Annotated in this window: 17 protein-coding genes; 9 read left to right on the top strand and 8 right to left on the bottom strand. The window is 72.9% G+C overall.

From position 1 onward, the window contains the following. Positions 1–15: 15 nt before the first annotated feature. Complete coding sequence (locus ASG48_RS11020; RefSeq protein ID WP_055849362.1) at positions 16–273, bottom strand: hypothetical protein; 258 nt, start codon at positions 271–273, stop codon at positions 16–18. A 109-nt stretch (positions 274–382) separates the two neighbouring features. Here ASG48_RS11020 and ASG48_RS11025 point away from each other — a divergent pair, with 109 nt between their 5' ends. From ASG48_RS11025 to ASG48_RS11050, 6 genes are all read left to right on the top strand, one after another. Continuing rightward, a complete protein-coding gene (locus ASG48_RS11025; protein WP_055849764.1) occupies positions 383–1,027 on the top strand; it encodes a LemA family protein in 645 nt (214 codons plus the stop codon). Then, on the top strand, positions 1,024–1,890 hold the full coding sequence (locus tag ASG48_RS11030; protein WP_055849364.1) for a TPM domain-containing protein: 867 nt from the start codon (positions 1,024–1,026) through the stop codon (positions 1,888–1,890). Before ASG48_RS11025 ends, ASG48_RS11030 begins: the two co-directional genes overlap by 4 nt. Continuing rightward, positions 1,890–2,528, top strand: coding sequence for a TPM domain-containing protein (locus tag ASG48_RS11035; RefSeq protein WP_055849367.1), 639 nt, complete (start codon positions 1,890–1,892; stop codon positions 2,526–2,528). Before ASG48_RS11030 ends, ASG48_RS11035 begins: the two co-directional genes overlap by 1 nt. 162 nt (positions 2,529–2,690) lie before the next feature. Continuing rightward, on the top strand, positions 2,691–7,577 hold the full coding sequence (locus ASG48_RS11040) for an NAD-glutamate dehydrogenase (RefSeq protein WP_055849370.1): 4,887 nt from the start codon (positions 2,691–2,693) through the stop codon (positions 7,575–7,577). A gap of 332 nt (positions 7,578–7,909) precedes the next feature. Continuing rightward, the gene (locus tag ASG48_RS11045; RefSeq protein WP_055849374.1) at positions 7,910–8,818 is read left to right on the top strand and encodes an MOSC domain-containing protein; all 909 of its coding nucleotides are present in this window, start codon (positions 7,910–7,912) and stop codon (positions 8,816–8,818) included. Continuing rightward, a complete protein-coding gene (locus tag ASG48_RS11050) occupies positions 8,815–10,263 on the top strand; it encodes an MFS transporter (RefSeq protein ID WP_082529412.1) in 1,449 nt (482 codons plus the stop codon). The genes ASG48_RS11045 and ASG48_RS11050 overlap by 4 nt, the downstream gene beginning before the upstream one ends. Before the next feature lie 22 nt (positions 10,264–10,285). Here ASG48_RS11050 and purH read toward each other — a convergent pair whose 3' ends face one another. The 5 genes from purH to htpX form a co-directional block, all read right to left on the bottom strand. Continuing rightward, complete coding sequence (gene purH / locus ASG48_RS11055) at positions 10,286–11,953, bottom strand: bifunctional phosphoribosylaminoimidazolecarboxamide formyltransferase/IMP cyclohydrolase (protein ID WP_055849378.1); 1,668 nt, start codon at positions 11,951–11,953, stop codon at positions 10,286–10,288. 175 nt (positions 11,954–12,128) lie between these two features. Further along, positions 12,129–12,293, bottom strand: coding sequence for a hypothetical protein (locus ASG48_RS18305; protein ID WP_156381555.1), 165 nt, complete (start codon positions 12,291–12,293; stop codon positions 12,129–12,131). Positions 12,294–12,330: 37 nt separating this feature from the next. After that, on the bottom strand, positions 12,331–14,010 hold the full coding sequence (locus ASG48_RS11060; protein WP_055849381.1) for a heparinase II/III family protein: 1,680 nt from the start codon (positions 14,008–14,010) through the stop codon (positions 12,331–12,333). A 278-nt stretch (positions 14,011–14,288) separates the two neighbouring features. Continuing rightward, the gene (locus ASG48_RS11065; protein WP_055849768.1) at positions 14,289–15,626 is read right to left on the bottom strand and encodes a transcription antitermination factor NusB; all 1,338 of its coding nucleotides are present in this window, start codon (positions 15,624–15,626) and stop codon (positions 14,289–14,291) included. Between the two features lie 98 nt (positions 15,627–15,724). Next, positions 15,725–16,696 (bottom strand): zinc metalloprotease HtpX, encoded by a 972-nt coding sequence (gene htpX, locus ASG48_RS11070; protein ID WP_055849384.1) that lies wholly within the window; start codon positions 16,694–16,696, stop codon positions 15,725–15,727. A 248-nt stretch (positions 16,697–16,944) separates the two neighbouring features. On the opposite strand from htpX, the gene ASG48_RS11075 reads away from it, so the two are divergent. Both ASG48_RS11075 and ASG48_RS11080 read left to right on the top strand, forming a co-directional pair. Then, positions 16,945–17,178, top strand: a complete 234-nt coding sequence (locus ASG48_RS11075; RefSeq protein WP_055849387.1) for a DUF1674 domain-containing protein — start codon at positions 16,945–16,947, stop codon at positions 17,176–17,178. A 116-nt stretch (positions 17,179–17,294) separates the two neighbouring features. After that, complete coding sequence (locus ASG48_RS11080) at positions 17,295–17,795, top strand: thermonuclease family protein (RefSeq protein WP_156381556.1); 501 nt, start codon at positions 17,295–17,297, stop codon at positions 17,793–17,795. A gap of 37 nt (positions 17,796–17,832) precedes the next feature. On the opposite strand, the gene ASG48_RS11085 is transcribed toward ASG48_RS11080, so the two are convergent. Both ASG48_RS11085 and ASG48_RS11090 read right to left on the bottom strand, forming a co-directional pair. Further along, positions 17,833–18,153 carry a YnfA family protein gene (locus tag ASG48_RS11085; RefSeq protein ID WP_055849389.1) on the bottom strand — a complete coding sequence of 107 codons (321 nt, stop codon included), beginning with the start codon at positions 18,151–18,153 and terminating at the stop codon, positions 17,833–17,835. A 52-nt stretch (positions 18,154–18,205) separates the two neighbouring features. Further along, complete coding sequence (locus ASG48_RS11090) at positions 18,206–19,810, bottom strand: peptide chain release factor 3 (RefSeq protein ID WP_055849392.1); 1,605 nt, start codon at positions 19,808–19,810, stop codon at positions 18,206–18,208. 323 nt (positions 19,811–20,133) lie between these two features. Between ASG48_RS11090 and ASG48_RS11095 the strand changes: the two genes are divergently transcribed. Continuing rightward, a complete protein-coding gene (locus ASG48_RS11095; RefSeq protein ID WP_055849395.1) occupies positions 20,134–21,219 on the top strand; it encodes an AI-2E family transporter in 1,086 nt (361 codons plus the stop codon). Positions 21,220–21,258: the final 39 nt, after the last annotated feature.

The raw sequence follows: 21,258 nt of genomic DNA on the forward strand, positions 1-21,258 counted from the left end.
TCGGAGCGCTGCGCCTCACGGCGCGAAGACCTGCGAGGCGAGGAGGAGCGCCAGCACCACGAAGCCGACGACGGAGAGCGAGCGGCCGATGCGCTTGCCGAGGATCTCGATCCGGTCGTCCGAGGGATCGTCGCGGCCGGAGAAATGGTCGCGCGTGCGCGTCGCCATGGCCTGCGTGTGCGCGCCCACCTGCGGCTCCGTCTCCTGGCGGATGCGCTCGAGGATCGCCTTCGCCTCGCGCGCCCGCCTCGCGTCCTCGTCGTGCGTGTTCATGGGCGAAAGGTCTGCCCTGAAACGGGCCGCAGGGCAATGGCGCTTGGAGATGGGAGGGTGCCGCGCTACCTTTCGCAAGGCCTACCATTGGGAGACGCCCGTGACCGCCCTGCCCGCCGCAACCTCCGGGGCCCGTCCGGTCCGGTTTCGCTCCGCCCCGCAGCGCCCGTTCTGGACCCTTCTCGTCGCGGCTCTCCTCGCGCCGCTCCTTTCGGCCTGCGGAATCAACGCCGTGCCGACCTACCAGGAGCGCGCCCAGGCCGCCTTCGCCGAGGTGCAGAACCAGTATCAGCGCCGCGCCGACCTCATCCCCAACCTCGTGGAGACGGTGAAGGGCTATGCCCGCCAGGAGCAGGACGTGCTCACCGCCGTCGTCGAGGCGCGGGCCCGGGCCACGCAGACCACGATCGACGCCGGCCAGTTGACCGATCCCGCCGCCGTGCAGCGCTTCCAGGAGGCGCAGGACGGGCTCTCGGGCGCGCTGTCGCGCCTGCTCGTCTCCGTGGAGGCCTATCCGGACCTGAAGTCCAACGCCAACTTCCTCGCCCTGCAGAGCCAGCTGGAGGGCACCGAGAACCGCATCGCCGTCGCCCGGCGCGACTATATCGAGGCCGTGCGCGTCTACAACACCGAGCTCCGCACCATTCCCGGCCGCTGGATCGCGGCGATCTTCTATGGCGACGCCGAGCCGATGGCGCCCTTCACCGCGCGGGCCGGCGCGGAGACGCCGCCCGCCGTCGACTTCGGCAAATGAGCCTCGTCCCGGCGCCCCGGCGAAGGCGGCGGGCGGGCGCCGCGCTCCTCGTCGGTCTCCTCGGCCTCCTCCTTCCCGTCGCCGCCCCGGCCCTCGCGCAGACCTTTCCCGCCCTCACCGGGCGCGTCGTCGACGGCGCCGACCTCATCCCCCCGGCGCTCGAGGCCTCGCTGACAGAGGCTCTCGCCGCCTTCGAACAGCGTTCCTCCGATCAGGTCGTCGTCGCCACCGTGCCCGATCTGCAGGGCTACGAGATCGAGGACTACGCCAACCGCCTCGCCCGGCAATGGGCGCTCGGGCGCGCCGGCGAGGACAACGGCGTCCTTCTCCTCGTCTCGCGCGACGACCGCAAGCTGCGCATCGAGGTCGGCTACGGGCTGGAGGGCACGCTCACCGACGCGCTCTCCTCCACCATCGTGCAGGGCATCTTCCTGCCCGCCTTCAAGGCCGGCGACTATCCCGGCGGCATCGAGAAGGGCACGCAGGCGATCCTCCAGGTCCTGTCGGGCGACGCCGCCGAGCTTCAGGCCCGCGCCGAGCGCAATGCCGGCTGGCAGGCGCAAGGGGGCCCCGAAGAGGCGCTCTTCGCCGTCTTCTTCTTCGGCATCTGGGTGCTGATCTTCGGCGGCCTCCTCCTCTCCCGCATGGCGCGCCGGCGCGGGGTGAAGGTCGGGCCGAACCGCTACCGCTGGCTCGGCATCGTCTGGACGCTCGGCAACGCCGCCCTCTCCTCCGGCTCGGCCCGGCGCGGAGGGTTCGGCGGCGGCTTCGGCGGCGGTCTCAGCGGCGGCTCGTCGGGCGGCGGCGGGTTTTCGGGCGGCGGCGGCTCCTTCGGGGGCGGCGGATCCTCGGGGAGCTGGTGATGGCCCGTCTCGTCTTCGGCCCGGACGACCACGCCCGCGTCGCGGCCGCCATCGCGGCGGCCGAGCGCGGCACGGCGGGCGAGATCCACGCCGTCTTCGCGCGCGGCGCCGGCACCTATCTCTCCGTCGCCGGCCTCGTGGCGCTCGGCACCTCGCTCGCCGCCGCCGCGCTCGCCGCCCTCCTCGCCGCGGCGCGCGGCGAGACCGTCTCCGGCCAGACGCTCGTCCTCGGCCAGATCGCGCTCGCCGCCCTGTCCTTCGCGATCCTCGCCGCCGTGCCGTCCCTGCGCATGGCCTTCGTGCCGCGGGCGCTCGCCGGCGCCCGGGCCAGCGCGCTCGCCCGCTCCCAGTTCCTCGCCCACGGCCTGCACCGCACGAGCGGGCGCACCGGCCTCCTGATCTTCCTCGGCGAGGCCGAGCACCATGCCGAGATCATCGCCGACGAGGGCCTGTCTTCGAAGGTCCCGCAGGAGCGCTGGGACGCCATCGTGCGCGATCTCGCCGAGGCCGCGCGCGACGGGCGCGCCGCCGACGGCTTCGTCGCCGCCATCGCGGCCGCCGGCGCCATCCTGCGGGCCGAATGCCCGGCGGGCGCCGCCGACGTCAACGAACTCCCCGACCGGCTCGTCGAGATCTGACGGCGCCCCGCAATCCAGGCGATGGAAGTCCTGCGGGAAGACGCTACTCTTGAGGCCCCGGCAGCGGCGCCGCCGCCGATCGGGATCCATGGACCCACGAGGCCGGGCCCGGCGCGAGCGCGCGAACGGGCCGGCGCGACGGACGCCGCAGGAGACGACGACATGCTGACCGAGATCGATCCCGGCAAGGCCGAACGGCTGGAAGCGATCGCAAGGGCCGCCGGCGGCACCACGCCGGAGGCCGCTCTCGTGCCGCTCCTCTTCGCGCGCCCGCCGGCCGAGGATCTGGCGAGCCTCGACCCGGCCGTCCTCGCGGCGGCCGCGCGCGCCGGTCTCGCGGCGCTGAAGGCCCACCGGCCGGGCACGCCGATCGTGCGCATCGAGACGGTGGAGGACCCGAACGGGCCGGACGCCCCGCTCGCCGTCGTCACCATCGTCAACGACGACATGCCCTTCCTCTTCGACAGCGTCATGGCCGAGATCGCCGAACGGGCGGCGGGGCTGCGCGCCGTCTCCCATCCCATCCTCGACGTCTCGCGCGGGGCCGACGGGTCGATGGAGCGCTTCGCCGCCTCGCGCGTCTCCGACCGCAGCTTCGAGGGCGACGACCGCGTCAGCCTGATCCAGACCGTCGTCGCCGCGACCGATGACGAGGACACCGAGCGCCTTCGCGCCGCCCTGTCCCGCATCCTCGTGCAGGTCGGCGCGGCCGTGCGCGACTTCTCCTCCATGCGCGCGCGGGTCGACAACGCCGTCGCCGCCATGCACGAGCGCGCCTCCGCCTTGGCCGATTCCGCGCAGGCCGCCCGCGTGCGCGAGGCCGCCGCCTTCCTGCAATGGCTGCGCGACGACAACTTCATCTTCCTGGGCGCGCGCGAATACGTCTATCACGACGCGGGCGAGGGCGAGGCGCTGGAGCGGCGCGACGATGCGGGCCTCGGAATCCTCTCCGATCCCGACGTGCGAATCCTCGGCCGCGCCGGCCGGCCGCTGACCGTGACGCCCGAGATCCGCGCCTTCCTCAACGCGCCCGAGCCGCTCGTCGTCACCAAGGCCAACTCGCGCTCGCTGGTCCATCGGCGCGCCTACATGGACTATGTCGGCATCAAGGAATACGACGCGGCCGGAAACTTTGCCGGCGAACTTCGGATCGTCGGCCTGTTCACCTCCTCGGCCTACACGCAGTCGATCCTCACCATTCCCTATCTGCGCCGCAAGGCGCAGACGGTGATCGAGGATTCCGGCTTCCGCCCCGGCTCCCATTCCGGCAAGGCCGTTCTGAACGCGCTGGAATCCTATCCGCGCGACGAGATGTTCCAGATCGACGCGGAGACGCTGGAGCGTTTCGTCGCGACCGTCGTCGAGCTCGGCGAGCGTCCGCGCGTGCGCGTCCTGCCGCGCATCGACCGCTTCCACCGCTTCGTCTCCGTCCTCGTCTTCGTGCCGCGCGAGCGCTACGATTCGCGCCTGCGCGAGCGCATCGGCCTGCTTCTGGCCGAGCGTTACGACGGCCATGTCTCGGCTTACTATCCGGCCTTCCCCGAGGGCCTTCTCGCCCGCGTCCACTTCATCGTGGGCCGGCGCGGCGGCGAGACGCCCATGGTCGATCCGCACGGGCTCGAGCAGCGCATCGCCGAGATGGCGCGCAACTGGGAGGACGATTTCGACGCCGCCCTGCGCCGCCGGGACGGGGCCCGCGCGCTCGCCGCCTACGTGCCGGGCCTGCCCGACAGCTATCGCGACCTCGTCGCCCCGCAGGAGGCCGTCACCGACGTCTCGGTCGTCTCGCGCCTGACGGCGGACGCTCCCCTCTCCATCGACTTCTACCGCCGTCCGGGCGACGGCGAGGACGTGCTGCGCCTCAAGATCTACCATCTCGGCGAGCCCGTCGATCTCTCCACCCGCGTGCCGATCCTGGAGGCGATGGGCTTCTCGGTCGGGTCCGAGCGCACCTTCCGCCTCGTCGCCCCGCAGGCCGGCGCCGTCTTCCTGCACGACATGGACCTCTCGCTGCCGCGCGGCGGGCCGATCCGCCTGTCCGACCAGGGCGTGGCCCTGGAGGAGACCTTCGCCGCGGTCTCGGCCGGCCGCATCGAGAATGACGGGTTCAACGCGCTGGTGCTCGCCGCCGGGCTCGACCACCGCCGCGCCAACATGCTGCGCGCCTACGCGCGCTACCTGCGCCAGGCGGGCCTTCCCTATTCGCCGGACTATCTGGCCGGCGCGCTCGTGCGCCAGCCGCAGATCGCGCAGCGCCTCGCCGAACTCTTCGAGCGCGCCTTCTCGCCGGACGCGCCGCCAGCGGGCCCCGTCGATGCCGCGATCGAGCCGGGCCCCCGCCGCCGCGCGGCCGAGCGCGGCGGGCTCGACCTCTACGACGCCGTCATCGAGGCGCTCGACGCGGTCTCCTCGGCCGACGACGACCGCATCCTGCGCCGCTTCCTGGGCGCCATCCTCGCCACGCTGCGCACCAACTACTACGCCGTCGACGGCCTCTCCTCCGACCCCGCCTCGCAGCCCGGCGCCGTCGAGCCCGCGCTCGCCTTCAAGCTGGATTCGGCCGCCGTCGAGGGCCTGCCCGAGCCCGTGCCCTATCGCGAGATCTTCGTCTTCGACGCCCGCGTGGAGGGCGTGCACCTGCGCTTCGGCCCCGTCGCGCGGGGCGGCCTTCGCTGGTCGGACCGCGCGCAGGACTACCGCACCGAGGTGCTCGGCCTCGTGAAGGCCCAGCAGGTGAAGAATGCCGTCATCGTGCCCGTCGGCTCCAAGGGCGGCTTCTACCCCAAGCGCCTGCCGGACGCCTCCGACCGCGACGCGTGGTTCGCCGCCGGCCGCTCGGCCTATGTCGTCTTCATCGCCTCGCTCCTCTCCGTCACCGACACGATCGTCGGCGCCGGCGTGAAGACGCCCGAGCGCGTGCGCGCCTATGACGGCGAGGACCCCTATTTCGTCGTCGCCGCCGACAAGGGCACGGCGACCTTCTCCGACACGGCCAACGCCATCGCCACCTCGGAAGGGTTCTGGCTCGGCGACGCCTTCGCCTCCGGCGGCTCGGCCGGCTACGACCACAAGGCCATGGGCATCACCGCGCGCGGCGCCTGGGAGGCGGTCAAGCGCCATTTCCGCGAGCTGAAGGGCGGCGACAAGGCCTTCGACATCCAGGCCGAGCCCTTCACCGTCGCCGGCTGCGGGGATATGTCGGGCGACGTCTTCGGCAACGGCATGCTGCTCTCGCGCCAGGCGAGGCTCGTCGCCGCCTTCGACCATCGCGACATCTTCATCGATCCGGACCCGGACCCCGAGACCTCCTTCGAGGAGCGGGCCCGCCTCTTCGCCCTGCCCCGGTCCTCCTGGGCCGACTACGACGCCGCGAGGATCTCGGCCGGCGGCGGCGTCTTCTCGCGCCGCCAGAAGGAGATCCGCCTCTCGCCCGAGGCCGCCGAGGCGATCGGCTGGGACAGGCGCTCCGGCACGCCCGCGGAGGTCATCGCCGCGATCCTGAAGAGCCCCGTCGACCTTCTCTGGTTCGGCGGAATCGGCACCTATGTGCGCGCCGCCAGCGAGCCCAATGCCGATGTCGGCGACCGCGCCAACGACCCCTTGCGCGTCACCGCCGAGGAGCTGCGCGCCAAGGTGATCGGCGAGGGCGCCAATCTCGGCGTCACCCAGAAGGGCCGCATCGCCTTCGCGCGGGGCGGAGGGCGCATCAACACGGACGCGATCGACAACTCGGCCGGCGTCAACACGTCCGACGTCGAGGTCAACATCAAGATCGCGCTGAAGAGCGCCACGGAGGCCGGCCGTCTCGACCCGCAGGAGCGCAACGCCTTCCTCGCCTCCATGACCGACGAGGTGGCCGACCTCGTCCTCGCCAACAATTACGAGCAGACGCTCGCCCTCTCGCTGGAGGAGCGGCGCGGGGCGGCCGGCCTCTCGCAGCAGGCCCGCTTCATGACGGTGCTGGAGGAGGAGGGCCGCCTCAACCGCGCCGTCGAATACCTGCCGACGGACGGCGCCATCGCCGACCTTCGCGCCTCGGGCAAGGGCCTCACCCGGCCCGAGCTCGCCGTGCTGCTCGCCTATGCCAAGATCGCGCTCTTCGACGCGGTGGTGGCGAGCGACCTGCCGGACGATCCTTACCTGGAGGATCGCCTCGCCGACTATTTCCCCGCCCCGATGCGCCACCGCTTCGCCCATGACATCGCCGGCCACCGCCTCGCGCGCGAGATCGTGGCCACGGTGCTCGCCAACGAGACGGTGAACCGGCTCGGCACGACCTTCGTCACCGTGATGCGCGACGCCACCGGCGCCTCGCCCGGCCGCATCGTGCGCGCCTTCGTCGCCGCCCATGACGGGCTCGACGCGCGCAGCCTGATCGAGCGGGTGGACGCGCTGGACGCGGCCGTGCCCGGCGCCATCCAGAACGAGCTCTACGCGCAGATCGGCCGGTTCCTCGCCCGCGCCACCTACTGGCACATCCAGAACGGGCGTTTCGAGGAGGGCCTGACGAGCCTCGTCGTCTCGCTGCGCGACGGGCTGCAGCGCCTGCGCGGCACGCTCTTCGACAAGGCGAGCGAACGCTCGCGCGAGGAGATCGCCGCCCGCAGAAGCCGCTTCACCGAGGCCGGCGTGCCCGGGGATCTGGCCGAGGAGATCGCGCTCCTGCCGCTCCTCGCCCTCATTCCCGACATCGCCTCTGTCTCACGTGAAACAGACACCGGGCTCGAGGAGACGATCGAGGCCTATTTCGCCGTCACCGGCCTCTTCGAGATCGGCCGCCTCGAAAGCGCGCTCGGGGGCCTCAGTCCCAGCGACTATTACGAGATCCTCGCCCTCATGCGCGCCGACAGCCAGATCGCCGGCGCCCGACGCCGCCTCACCGCGCAAGCCCTCTCGCGCTACGGGACGGCCCAGGGCTGGGCCGACAGCCACCGCGACGGCGTCGAGCGCATCTCCCGCCAGATCGCCGCCCTTGCCGGCTCCGGCGAGACCTCCGTCGCCCGCCTCACCGTCGCCGCCGGCCTTCTGGCGGACCTCGCGGCGGAATGACCCGTCCGGGCCTCCGCCGCGCGTCGCTCCGCCTCCTCCCGCACCGCTCCGCGGCTCGAAGGGGCGGTTCATCGGCGCTGCCGTGACTGCCGGACGGGCGGCGGCCTCCTCGCCGCCCGTCCGGCGCCTCGAACTGTCGCCGGTCGCCTCGCGGCCCGCGGCGTGCGAAGGCGCGAACAGCCGCGTCCGGCCGCGTCCGGCCGATCTCGCTACCCGGCTTTGAACGGCCCGCCCGCCGCAGGCCTGCGCGGATCCGCCGGACCCGCGAAAATCGGGTCGACCCCGGCCCGCTTCCGCTCTATCCCGAGGGCAGACGCGACGGGAGCGAACCGATGCAACTCACCGCCCTCCACATCCACCCGCTGAAGGGCGCACGCGCCATCCCGATGGCCGAGGCGGCGCTCGAGCCGGCGGGTCTGGCCGGAGACCGACGCTGGCTTCTCGTCGACGCGGCCGGCCGCTTCGTCTCTCAGCGCGAGATGCCCTCGCTGGCCCGCCTCTCCGCCCATGAGGATGCCGACGGTCTGCATCTCTCCTACGATGGCGAGGGAGACGCGGAGGGCGGGGACGGCGGCGAGCGCTTCGTGCCCCATCCCGAAGGCGAGGCGCGGCTCGCGGTGCGGATCTGGACCGACACGGTCGAGGCCGCGCTCGCCGGCGAGGCCGACCATGACGCCCTGTCGCGCTGGTTCGGGCGGCCGCTGCGCCTCGTCCATTTCGACGGGGCCGCCCGCCGCTCGGTCTCGCGCGACTGGATCGACCGCGACACGCCGGTGGGCTTTGCCGACGGCTTCCCGCTGCTGGTCGCCAGCGAGGCCTCGCTGCGAGGCCTGAACCGCGAGATCGTCGCCCATGGCGGCGAGGCCGTGCCGATGAGCCGCTTCCGGCCCAATCTCGTCGTCTCCGGGCTCGAGCCCTTCGAGGAGGATGGCTGGGCGACCATCGCCGTCGGCGACGCGGTGATCGACCTCGTCAAGCCCTGCGCCCGCTGCATCGTCACCACGATCGACCAGATCAGCGGCGAGCCGGAGGGGCCCGAGCCCATCGACAGCCTCTCGCGCATCCGTCTCTCCGCCGACAGGCGCGCCCGGGGCGTCCTCTTCGGCTGGAACGCGGTGCCGCGCGCGGCCGGCACGCTGCGCGTCGGCGATCCCGTGACCGTCCTGTCGCGCCGCGAGGGCGGCTGGCCGCTGCGCCGTCCCGACGCCGGCGCCCGTCCCGCCGTCACGGGCGCCGCGTGACCACGAATGCGCCGGAGCCCGACGCGGCGACCGGGCCCGAGGGGGCGCCGCCCGGCGCGCTCGCCCGGCCGGCCGTCTGGGGCTGGATCTCCTTCGACATCGCCGCCCAGCCCTTCTTCACCGTCGTCCTCACCTTCGTCTTCGGCCCCTATTTCGTCTCCGAGCTCGCGCCCGACATCGCCACCGGCCAGGCCGCCTGGGGCGCGACCGCGACGCTTGCCGGCATCCTCGTCGCCATCCTGTCGCCGCTCACGGGCGCCCTGTCCGACCGGGCGGGCGCGCGCAAGCGCTGGATCGCGGCGCTCGCGGTCCTCAAGGTCGCCGCCCTCTGCCTTCTGTGGCGGGCGGCGCCCGGCTCCAGCCTGTTCGTCGCCGGGGCGCTGATCGTCGCCGCGCAGATCGCGGCCGAACTCTCCATCGTCCTCAACGACGCGATGCTGCCCCGCCTCGTGCGCGCCGGCGAGATCGGCCGCGTCTCGAACGTCGCCTGGGGCCTCGGCTATCTCGGCGGGCTGGCGGCGCTGGTGATCGCCCTCGTCTTCCTCGCCGCCTCGCCCGGCACCGGCCGCACGATCGCCGGGCTCCCGCCGCTCTTCGGGCTCGATCTGGCCGCCGGCGAAGGCGCGCGCGCCACGGCGCCGCTAGCCGCCCTGTGGTATCTCGCCTTCCTCCTGCCGATGCTGTGGCTGGTGCCGGACGGCCGGGACCGGGCGAAGCGGACGGCGCTCCGCCCCCGCCTTCGCGCCGGTCTCGGGGATCTGAAGCGGACGCTGGCCGCGCTCGGCCAGCGCCGCCCGCTCCTGCGCTTCCTCCTTGCCCGCATGCTCTACCAGGACGGGGTCAACGCGCTCCTGGTCCTCGGCGGGGCCTTCGCGGCCGGGCTCTTCGGCTGGTCGATCGTCGAGAGCGGCCTCTTCGGCATCCTCCTCAACGTCGCCGCCGTCTTCGGCTGTCTCGTCGCCAGCCGGCTCGACGCGCGGCTCGGCTCGCGCGCGGTGATCCTCGCCTGTCTCGCCGCGCTGACGCTCGCCACGCTCGGCCTCGTCTCGACCCGGCCCGGCAGCGCCCTTTTCGGCCTTCTCGACTTCGCGCCCGGGGCGGGCGCGCCGGCCGGCCTCTTCGCCACGCCGGCCGAGCGCGCCTATCTCCTCTTCGGCCTCCTCGTCGGCCTTGCCTTCGGTCCCGTGCAGGCCTCCTCGCGGGCCCTGTTCGCGACGATGATCCCGGCCGAGGAATCCGGCCGCTGGTTCGGCCTCTACGCCTTCACCGGGCGCGCCACGGCCTTTCTCGGAACGCTCGGCGTCTCGCTCGTCACCGCGTTTCTCGCCGGCCGCACCGATCCGGAGACGGCCGCCCGAGCCGGCATGGCCGTCCTCGTCCTCTTCTTCGCCGCCGGCGCCGCCCTCCTCGTCACGGTGCCGGACGAGCGGCGGCGCGGGGGCTGACCGGCCCCGGGCCCGCGCGCTCTCAGTGCCGGAAGTGCCGCATGCCCGTGAAGACCATGGCGACGTCATGCGCGTCGGCGGCGGCGATCACGTCGGCATCGCGCATCGAGCCGCCCGGCTGGATGACGGCGGTGGCCCCCGCCTCGATGGCCGAGAGAAGGCCGTCGGCGAAGGGGAAGAAGGCGTCGGAGGCCACGACCGAGCCGTGCGTCAGCGGGCGGGTCGCGTGGCCGGCGGCCATCCCCGCGGCGATCTCGGCGCCGGAGCGCTCCTTGAGAAGCGCCTGCGCCGCGTCCTCGGCCTTGCGGGCGGCGATGCGGGCCGAATCCACCCGGCTCATCTGGCCCGCCCCGATGCCGACCGTCGCGCCCTCCCTGGCATAGACGATGGCGTTGGACTTCACGTGCTTGGCGACGCGGAAGGCGAATTTCAGGTCCGCCATCTCCTGCTCGCCCGGAGCGCGTCGCGTCACGATGCGAAGGTCGAGCTCGTCGACGACCCCGTTGTCGCGCGACTGCACGAGGAGGCCGCCGGCGAGCGACTTTACCATCGTGCCCGCCTGGCGCGGATCGGGCAGGGCGCCGGTCACGAGAAGGCGCAGGTTCTTCTTGGCCGCGACGATGGCGATCGCCTCCTCGTCCGCCTCGGGCGCGATGATGACCTCTGTGAACACCTCGACGATGGCGCGGGCGGCCTCCGCGTCGAGACGCCGGTTCAGCGCGACGATGCCGCCGAAGGCCGAGACGGGGTCGCAGGCGAGCGCCCTCCGATAGGCGTCGAGGAGGCTCGACCCTTGCGCCACGCCGCAGGGATTGGCGTGCTTGATGATGGCCACGGCCGCGCCCGCCGTCGGGTCGAACTCGGCGACGAGCTCGAAGGCGGCGTCCGTGTCGTTGAGGTTGTTGTAGGAGAGTTCCTTGCCCTGCAGCTGGCGCGCGGTCGAGACACCCGGCCGGCTCTCGCCCGTGCGGTAGAAGGCGGCGGACTGGTGCGGGTTCTCGCCGTAGCGAAGGCCCTGCGCCAGGGTGCCGGAGAAGCTGCGGTGCCGGGGGATCTCGCCTTCCCCTTGCGCGGCGGCGAAGAAGCCGGCGACCGCGCCGTCATAGGCGGCGGTGCGCGCGAAGGCCTTGCCCGCGAGGCGCCGGCGGAGCGCCAGGTCCACCGTCCCCTCGCCCGCCTCGAGCGCCGAGACGAGCGCGCCGTAATCGGCCGGATCGGTGAGGACGCAGACATAGGCGTGGTTCTTGGCGCCGGCGCGGATCATGGCCGGCCCGCCGATGTCGATATTCTCGACCACCGTGGCCGCGTCCGCCCCGCCCGCCAGCGTCTCCTCGAACGGGTAGAGATTCACGACGAGGATATCGATGCCCGCGATCCCGTGCGTCTCCATCGCCTGCGCGTGGGTCGCGTCGCCCCTGATGCCGAGGAGCCCGCCATGGACGCCCGGATGCAGCGTCTTCACGCGCCCGTCCATGATCTCGGGAAAGCCCGTCAGCTCCGACACGTCGCGCACGGCAAGGCCCGCCGCCGCCAGCGCCTGGCGCGTGCCGCCGGTGGAGACGAGCTCGATGCCCCGCGCGGAAAGCGACCGGGCGAGATCCTCCAGTCCCGTCTTGTCGGAGACCGAGAGGAGCGCGCGCTTCGGCGTCAGGCGGTCCGGCGCGGGCGTGGCATTGGCTTTGACGGACATGGGGAGCGGCCTTCCTGTTGTCGGCGGCCGGACGGCGCGTCTGTCGGCCGGCCGGGATCATGGCCGACCTGATACGGTCGCCTCGCGCCCCGGACAAGGCCGAAGGCCGTGCCCGCTCCCCATTCCACGGCGCTGTCCCACGATGTTTCACGTGAGACATCGCACCGGCGGACTTTCAGCGGACTGGCGGGGGCACCGTCTCGCCCGGCCGTTCGCGGGCTGCGGCGGACCGGTCGGCGAGATCGTCCAGCGTCGAGGGAAGGACGCCCACCGCCCGCTGCATGCCGCAGGCGGGGAGGCAGGCAAGGGCTGCGAGGAGGCAGGCGAGCGTGGGTCTCATACGGGGCGCAACACCAGAGGGCGCCGGGCCGTTCCCCTCAGCGCAGCCGTTCGAAGCGCCAGGCGGCGCCGTCGGGATGGCCCGCCTCGAAGCTCACCACGATCTGGCGCGTGCGGCGGGGGCCTCGTTCCAGAGCGAAGAAGACCGAGTCCTCGACCTCGCTCGGCTGGTCGCAGTCGAACAGCCAGCGCTGGTCGCCGACCGTCAGCTCGAACCCGTGGCCCGTGCGGCGCGTGTCGACGCGCGGATGAAGGTGGAAGCGCAGCGTCGCCTGCCGCGCCTTCAGCGCCGGCTGGTGGGCGGCGGCGAGCCCGCGCAGCAGCCGGTCGCGGCCGAAGAGGGCCGAGCCGTCGCGCGCCATTTCCAGGCAGCGTTCGTGCAAGACGCCGAAGGTGCGCTCGTAGCCGTCATGCGTGGCGGTGACGGCGAGCCCGTTATGCCCCTCCTCCTCCACCGCGACCTGGCTCGGGCCGGAGACGAGCGGGCTGCCGAGAAAGCGGTCGAGCGTCGGCGAGCCGGAGAAGCGCGCGGAGGAATGGTCGGCGAGCGTCAGCGTGGAATGGGCGGCGGTGGCGCGCGACAGGCGGCGCCAGTCGCCGCTTCCCGTCAGCGGGCGTCCGCAATTGACGACGAGCCGCTCGGGGCCGCAGGAGAATTCGAAGGCGAGCGTTCCGGCATGGGCCCGGCCCGAGACGGCCGCCGGTGGCGGGCAGCCGGTGTCGCAGACGAGGCGCGCGGCGCCCGCGGCGAGCCGGTGATAGCCGGACTGGCGCGCATGCACGATGGGCTCGCCCAGCGTCTCGTCGAAGCGCACGAGATCGTCGACGAGCGCCGTGTCGCAGACGCCGGCGCCGTTGAAGAGCGCCAGCGTCCCGTCGCCGTGGCGGAAGAAGCGGATCGCCGGCAGCATGCGGTCGATGGCCGAATAGATGCCCTTGGGCACCGGCTGGCCCTGGCCGACATAGGTCTCGCGCAGCGGCAGGAGGTCGGCGAGGATGGCGACGAGGGCGGAGGGATCGCGCGAGACATGGCCGCCATCGGGAAAGATCTGGCGGTCCAGCTCCTCGCCGAGCTCCTGCGCCGCGCCGCGGATGCGCAGCACGGTGGAGGGCAGGCAGAGGCTGGCATAGGCGAGCGCCATGAGGACGCGCAGGCGCGCCAGCCCCTCCGGCGCCTCGTGGAGGGCACGGCGCAGGTGGCGGGCCTGCGCGGCCAGCGAGCGCATGAAGCGGCGGTAGAAGGCGAGATCCCCTTCCCGCAGCACGATGTCGGCATGGGCGAGCCAGGCGATGAAACGGCGCGCGGCGACGTCGGGCTCGTTCGCCGGCCCGCGCCGCGCCTGCCGCCCGAGCGCGATCCAGTCGTCGACGAGGCTGCGGGCGTTCTGGCTGGCGAGCGCATGGCCGGCCGCCGCGTGATGGGCGAGCCATTCGAAGGCGTGGAGTTCGGCCTGCGCGGCGAGGGAGACGCCGCGGGCCCGGAACACGCCGTCGCGGCCCGTCGCGATGGTCTCGTCGGCGAAGGAGAAGGTGCCGAGATAGATGGCTTCCGCCTGCGCCGCGCGGCCCGCGCGAAGGCTCGGCGGCAGAACGGTGAGCGCGGCCGGCACGCTCGGGGCGAAGGGCGCGGAGACATGCAGGTGCCGGCGCAGGCGCCGCCAGGCTTCGCGCAGGGTCAGCGCCGCCAGAAGCGGCTTCTCGGCGAGGATCGCGGTCATGCCGTCCGTCCCGTCAGGGCGGGATCGCTCCCGCGGCGGATCGCCAGGATGGGGCCGGAGCGGACGAACGAGGGGACGCGCGCCGCTGCCGGATCGAGGCCCGACAGTCGGGGATCGTGGTAAACACTTCCCTAACCGCGCGATCCGGGCAGGCGTCGGCCGGTCAGCCCCGCGCAAGCCTGCCGGCGCCGCAGGCGCCGCCTCCGCAACGGAGCGGGACGCAGGCGCGGCGGGACGGGACAGGACGGGACGGGACGGGCGGCCCTCCCCGTTCCGTCTCAGGCCCGGCGCAGACGCGCGGCGAAGAAGCCGTCGAGGCCGGCCAGGCGCGGGTCCTCGTTGGCCAGCATGGCCGGCACCGTGCGCAGCCACCCCTCCCCCGTCACCGCCTCGGCCAGACCCGGCACCTCTTCGGCGCGCACGGGATCGGTCGCGTAGTCGCCATGGGCGGCGAGGAAGGCGCGCACCACCGCCTCGCCCTCGACGGGATCGAGCGAGCAGTTGGAGAAGACGAGCGTGCCGCCGGGCGCGACCAGCCGGGCGGCGGCGTCGAGGAGCCGCGCCTGGACGCCGGCGAGCTTCTCGATCTCCGCCGCGTCCTTCGTATAGGCGACGTCCGGGTGCCGGCGGATCGTGCCGGTGGAGGAGCAGGGCGCGTCGAGGAGGACGGCGTCGAACGGCGCCTCCGGCTCGAAGGCGCCGAGATCGCCGAGCTTCGTCTCGACCTCGAGGCCGAGCCGGGCGAGGTTCTCGCGCAGACGCTTCAGGCGGTTGGCGTTGATGTCGAGCGCCGTCACGCGCCCGCCGGCGAGCGCGAGCTGCGCCGTCTTGCCGCCGGGCGCCGCGCAGAGGTCGGCGACGCGCTTGCCCGAGAGGTCGCCGAAGAGCCGCGCCGGCAGCGCGGCGGCCGCGTCCTGCACGAACCACTCGCCCTCCGCGAAACCCTCGAGGCCGGTCACCGGACCGTCGAAGGCGGCGATGCGCACGGTGCCGGTCGGCAGCGCCACGCCGCCGAGGCGCTGCGCCCAGAGGGCGGGGTCGCCCTTCACGGTGAGGTCGAGGGGGGCGGGCGTCAGATGCGCGGCCGCGATCGCCGAGAGCGTCGCCTCGCCATAGGTGTCGAGAAGGCGCCGGCCGAGCCAGGCGGGCATGTTGGCGGCCGGGTCGCCGGCATCGCGCAGGGTCTCCTTCTCGCGCGACAGGCGGCGCAGGACGGCGTTGACCATGGAGGCGAAGCGCTGGCTGCGGGAATCGACGCGCGCGCTGGCGACGGCAAGGTCCACCGCGGCCGAGTCCGGCACGTCGAGATAGAGGATCTGCGCCGCGCCCACATGCAGGAGATGGCGCAGCGCCTGCGCGTTCGGCGGCAGCGGCCGGTCGAGGCAGGCGAGCAGCGCGGCGTCGATCGAGCCGCGGAAACGCAGCGCCGTCAGGATGATGGCGCGCACCAGCCCCTGGTCGCGCGGCTCCAGCGCGCGCAGGCCCGGCTGGCCGTTGCCGGGATCGAGAAGCCCGTCGGCGGAGGTCCTGGCGTCGACGATGGCCGCGAGGAGCTTGGCCGCGACCAGCCGCGCGCCGAGGCCCGGCCGGTCGCCGGCCGTGCGCCCGTCGGGCATGTCCTCCACCGCGCGCGGGCGCTGCGGCAGCGGCTTCTTGCGCGGCGCCGAACGGGTGGAGTCGAAATTGCCCCCGCGCCGGCCCTTGTCCTGCGGGCTCAACCCCAGGGCCCCTTGCGCGGGGCGCCGGTCGGGCGCGGCCCGCGCGCCGTTCCGGCGACGCGGCCGCTCCAGGGTCCGGCGGCCGGGCGCGCGGGGGCGGTCGGAGCGGCGGCGGGGCCGCCGCCTGAAATATCGGTCATGGAGCGGAGCGCCTCGATGCGGTTTTCGGTGTCGGGATGGGTGGAGAAGAGACTGTCCATCCGCTGGCCGTTGAGCGGATTGACGATGAACATATGCGCCGTGGCCGGATTGCGCTCGGCCTCGACATTGACGGTGCGCCCGGCCGCGGCGGCGATCTTGGCGAGCGCCGAGGCGAGCCAGAGCGGCTCGCCGCAGATCTCGGCGCCGCGCCGGTCGGCGGAATATTCGCGCGTGCGGCTGATCGCCATCTGCACCAGCATGGCCGCGAAGGGCGCGACGATCATCGCCAGGATGACGCCCACGAAGCCGAACGGATTGTTGTTGTCGCGGTTGCCGCCCATGAAGAAGGCGAAGTTGCCGAGCATGGAGATCGCGCCGGCGAGCGTCGCGGTCAGTGTCATGATGAGCGTGTCGCGGTTCTGCACATGGGCGAGCTCGTGCGCCATCACGCCGGCCACTTCCTGCGGCGTCAGCCGCTCCAGGAGGCCGGTCGTCGCCGCGACGGCGGCGTTCCGCGGATTGCGGCCGGTGGCGAAGGCGTTCGGCTGGTCCTGGCGGATCACGTAGACGCGCGGCATCGGCAGACCGGCTCTGGCGGCGAGCCCGGCCACGATCCGGTAGTATTCGGGCGCCGTGCGCTCGTCCACCTCCACCGCATGGTGCAGGCGCAGCACCAGCTTGTCGGCGTTCCAGTAGGAGAAGAGGTTCATGCCGGCGGCGAGGAGGAAGGCGACCATCATGCCGCCGCGCCCGCCGATCAGAAGGCCGATGCCCATGAAGAGCGCGGTCATGAAGGCGAGAAGCATCGCCGTCTTGATCATGTTCATGGCGCGTCGAACCTCGTGCGACCGGGCGCCCGAGCCGGGACGCGGGGCAGGGACCTCCTGGACACCGGGCGCTCCCGTCAGGTCCTCGGCTTCCAAGATGGGAGACGGCGCGGACCAGTTCAATCGAAACCCGCAGCCGGTCCCCTCGCGCCTCTACAGGAGGCGGCGGCGCCGCGCCATGGGGCGGGCCTCCTGACAAAGCGCCGCCCCGCGCCTATCTCAAGCTCCGTTCCCAACGCGAGACGATCATGGCAGACGCCCCCCTCCCCGCCGAAGAGACGACATCCGAGCCCGAGGCCGCGCCGCGCGCGCTCTCGCCGGCGGCCGAGCGCGCCCTCGCCGAAGCCGCCGCCCGCCGCGCGGCGAACGAGGCGGTGAAGGTCGATCCCGCCACCCGCCCGCCCGAACAGGGCGGCCGCGGCGGCCCCGAGCCCGTGCGCTACGGCGACTGGGAGAAGAACGGCATCATCTCCGACTTCTGACGCCGCGCGGCGCAGGACCATCGCTGGCCGGCCGCGCGCATGGCCGACCGGGACGGGCTTGATCGGGACGGGGGTCGGCTCTATAAGAATATAGTCCTCATACCCCCTGGGATTCGATGATCCGTGTCCTCGCCCTGCCGGCGCTCCTGTCGGCTCATCTCCTCGCCTCCTCCACGACGGCCGGCGAGCCGCCGCGCGGCATCGCGGGGCCGGTGGAGGCGGCGGTGGTGAAGGTGCGCGACGGCGACACGGTGGAGGTGGAAGCCTTCGTCTGGCCGATGCAGACGGTGCACACGGCCGTGCGCCTGCGCGGCGTCGACGCGCCGGAGCTGAAAGCCAAATGCGACGGCGAACGCGAGGCGGCCGAGGCCGCGCGCGCGCGTCTGGTGGCCCTCCTGCAGACCGGGCGGGTGAAGCTCACGGATATCGAGGGCGACAAGTATTTCGGCCGCGTCCTCGCCGATCTCTCCACGCAGGACGTGCCCGACATCGCCGCCACGCTGCGGCGCGAAGGCCTCGTCGGCGCCTATGGCGGCGGCAAGCGGCGCGACTGGTGCGACGGCACGGCGCCGGGCGCGGACGCCGGCCTGATGGAGCGCCTGCTCGGCCGCGGCTGAGATCGACCGTCCGCCGGCCCGCGCGAGGGCCTCGGCGTCAGCCGCGCGGCGCGAAGAGGATGAGCGCCGCGCCGGCGAGGCAGATCGCCGCCCCCGCCCCGTCCCAGACATCCGGTCGATGGCCCTCGGCGAGCCACAGCCAGAGGAGCGAGGCCGCGATATAGACCCCGCCATAGGCCGCATAGGCCCTGCCCGCCGCCTCGCTCTCCACGCGCGTGAGGAGAAAGGCGAAGAGCGCGAGGCACAGGAGGCCCGGCGCCAGCCAGAGCGCCGAGCGGCCGAGCCGCAGCCAGGCCCAGAAGGCGAAGCAGCCGGCGATCTCGGCGAGCGCCGCCCCGGCATAGACGAGGACCGTCACGACGCCCTGCCTGCCGCCGGGCGGGCGGCGGGCCGGGCGGGCACGGCCGCGATCAGCCGACGATCTCGCGCGTGGCGTCGAAGGTGAGCTCGGGATGCTGGGTCACGGCGTAACGCAGGTCCCATTCCGAACGCGGCAGGAAGACGGGGCTCTCGTCGCGGTCGAGCGCCACGTTCATCGTGTTCTCCTTGACGAACTTGGCGACGGCGCCCGGCTGGTCGGAGCGGATCCAGCGCGCGACGGCGTAAGGGGCGGCCTCGAAGGAGACCTCCACCTTGTATTCGGCCGCAACGCGCGAGGCGAGAACGTCGAGCTGCAGCGGCCCGACGACGCCGACGATCCAGCTGGAACCGAGCACGGGGCGGAAGACCTGCGTCAGGCCCTCCTCGGCCAGATCGTCCAGCGCCCGGCGCAGCTGCTTCACCTTCATGGAATCCTCCAGCCGCACCCGCCGCAGCACTTCCGGCGCGAAGGAGGGCAGGCCCGTGAAGCGGAAGCGCTCGCCCTCGGTCAAGGTGTCGCCGACGCGCAGCGTGCCGTGGTTGGGAATGCCGATCACGTCGCCGGCGAAGGCCTCCTCGGTGAGCGCCCGCTCCTGCGCGAAGAAGTAGATCGGGTTCGACACGGCGATCGGCTTGCCCGAGCGCACGTGGTCGAGCTTCATGCCGCGCTGGAAATGGCCCGAGCAGAAGCGCACGAAGGCCACGCGGTCGCGATGCTTGGGGTCCATGTTGGCCTGCACCTTGAAGACGAAGGCGGAGACCTTGTCGCCGGCCGGGTCCACCGGCCCCGCATCGCTCGGCTGCGGGCGCGGCGAGGGCGCGTGGGTGGCGACGAGCTTCAGGAGCTGGTCGACGCCGAAGCTGCGCAGCGCGCTGCCGAAGACGACGGGCGTCAGGTGCCCGGCGCGGTACTTCTCCGGGTCGAAGGCGGCGTAGCCGTCGGCGGCGAGTTCCACCTGGTCGCGGAACTCGGAGAGGATCTCCGGCGGCACGGTGGCGTCGAGCCGCTCGTCCCGCGGGCCCGACATCGGGCGCACCGTGTCCTGCAGCCCCGTGCGCCCCTGCGCGATCGTCAGGTGCTCGTCGGCGGCGAGATCGTAGAGGCCGTGAAAGGCCGAGCCCTGGCCGACCGGCCAGACCACGGGCGCGACGGAGAGCGCGAGCTTCTCCTCGATCTCGTCCAGCACCTCGAACGGGTCGCGGCCCTCGCGGTCCACCTTGTTGACGAAGGTGATGATGGGAATGTCGCGCAGGCGGCAGATCTCGAAGAGCTTGAGTGTCTGCGCCTCGATGCCCTTGGCCGCGTCGATCACCATGATGGCGCTGTCGACGGCCGTCAGCGTGCGGTAGGTGTCCTCGGAGAAGTCGCTGTGGCCGGGCGTGTCGAGGAGGTTGAACGTCACCCCGTCGCGCTCGAAGGTCATCACCGAGGAGGTGACGGAGATGCCGCGGTTCTGCTCGATCTCCATCCAGTCCGAGCGCGCGCGCCGGGACTCGCCCTTGGCGCGCACCGCGCCCGCCATGGAGATGGCGCCGCCGGCGACCAGCAGCTTCTCGGTCAGCGTGGTCTTGCCGGCGTCCGGGTGGGAGATGATGGCGAAGGTGCGCCGCGAGAGATAGGGGCGCTGCGCGCCCGCGTCCGAGGCCCGGCTCATCGCGCCGCCGCCCGGATCGTCGCCGCGACCGGTGGCCGCCCTCTGGAAATGGCGCGCATTCGCAAGGTCCTTTCACGTGCGTCCCCTGCCCCGCCCGGGCGCGCCGCGCGCGCCGCAACGATCGCGGCAGGCCCGGCCACGGTTGGGAGGTCACGCAGGTCCACAGGCCGAAGGGGATTTGCGACCGGCTATACGCGTCCCCGCCCCGCTTGTGTAGGCCTCGCACGGGGCGCGGGCTCGACCCACGCGCTTTGCGCGCCCGAAAACGCAACCAATCGGCGTCCCGCTCGCTTTGCCAACATCGTTGCGGCAGGCGGGGACACATGGATCGGATCGACGGCGACGCCGCCTTCGCGCGGCGGGTGGTGATCGCGCTCGGGATCGCGCTGGCGATGGGGCTCGTCGCCTATGGCGTGCTCCTCGCCTCCTCGGCCTTCTTCCTGATCTTCGGCGGCATGGTGCTCGCCTCGGTCTTCACCGGCATTGCCAACGGGTTCGGCAGGCTGGGCCTGCCGCACACGGCCGGGCTCGTCCTCACCGTCCTCCTCGTCTTCGGGCTTCTCGCCGGCGGGCTCGCCTGGGGCGGGCTGGCGCTGGTCGACCAGTTCTCCGACCTTCTCGATCTCGTCGACGGCCAGCTTTCCAGCCTGCCCCAGCGTCTGGAGAGCATCGGTCTCCCCGGCATCGGCGGCTTCGATCCGGACCAGCTGAAGACCTTCCTGCCCAACCCGTCCGGCCTCTTCTCCTCGGCCTCGCAGACCGCCTTCTCCGTTCTCGGCGGGCTCGGCAACTTCCTCATCCTCCTGTTCCTGGCGATCTTCATCTCCTGGCAGCCCGGCCTCTACCGGCGCGGCATCGTCAGCCTCTTCCCGAAGCACCGCCGGCCGCGCATCGAGGAGGCGGTGGTGCTCTCGGCGCACGAACTGGTCCTGTGGCTCGCGGGACAGGCGATCTCCATGGTGACGATCTTCGCCGTGACGCTTCTCGGCCTCTGGCTCATCGGCATGCCCAGCACCTTCCTCCTGGCGCTGCAGGCCGGGCTCCTGGCCTTCGTGCCGACGCTCGGCCCCTTCGTTGCCGGCGTCGTCATCGTGCTCGCCGGCTTTGCCGACAGCCCGCAGATGGCCCTCTACGGCCTCCTCGTCTACGTCGTCATCCAGGGCATCGAGAGCAACGTCGCCCAGCCCATCGCCCAGCGCTACACGAGCGCCCTGCCCCCGGCGCTGACGCTGGGCGCCCAGCTCGTCTTCGGCGTCCTCTTCGGCCTCATCGGCGTGGCGCTGGTCGTGCCCCTCGTCGCCGTGGTCAAGCGTCTCGTGCAGGAGCTCTATATCGAGGACACGCTGGGCGGCCCCCTCTCCGAGCGGGCGGACGAGCGGCTCTACGCCCGCGCCGAGGACAAGCTCTGAGGCGCCGCCGTCCCTCAAAAGTATGAAGCCTGCAAGGCT

The organism is Aurantimonas sp. Leaf443 (assembly GCF_001425575.1).
Classification (GTDB): domain Bacteria; phylum Pseudomonadota; class Alphaproteobacteria; order Rhizobiales; family Rhizobiaceae; genus Leaf443.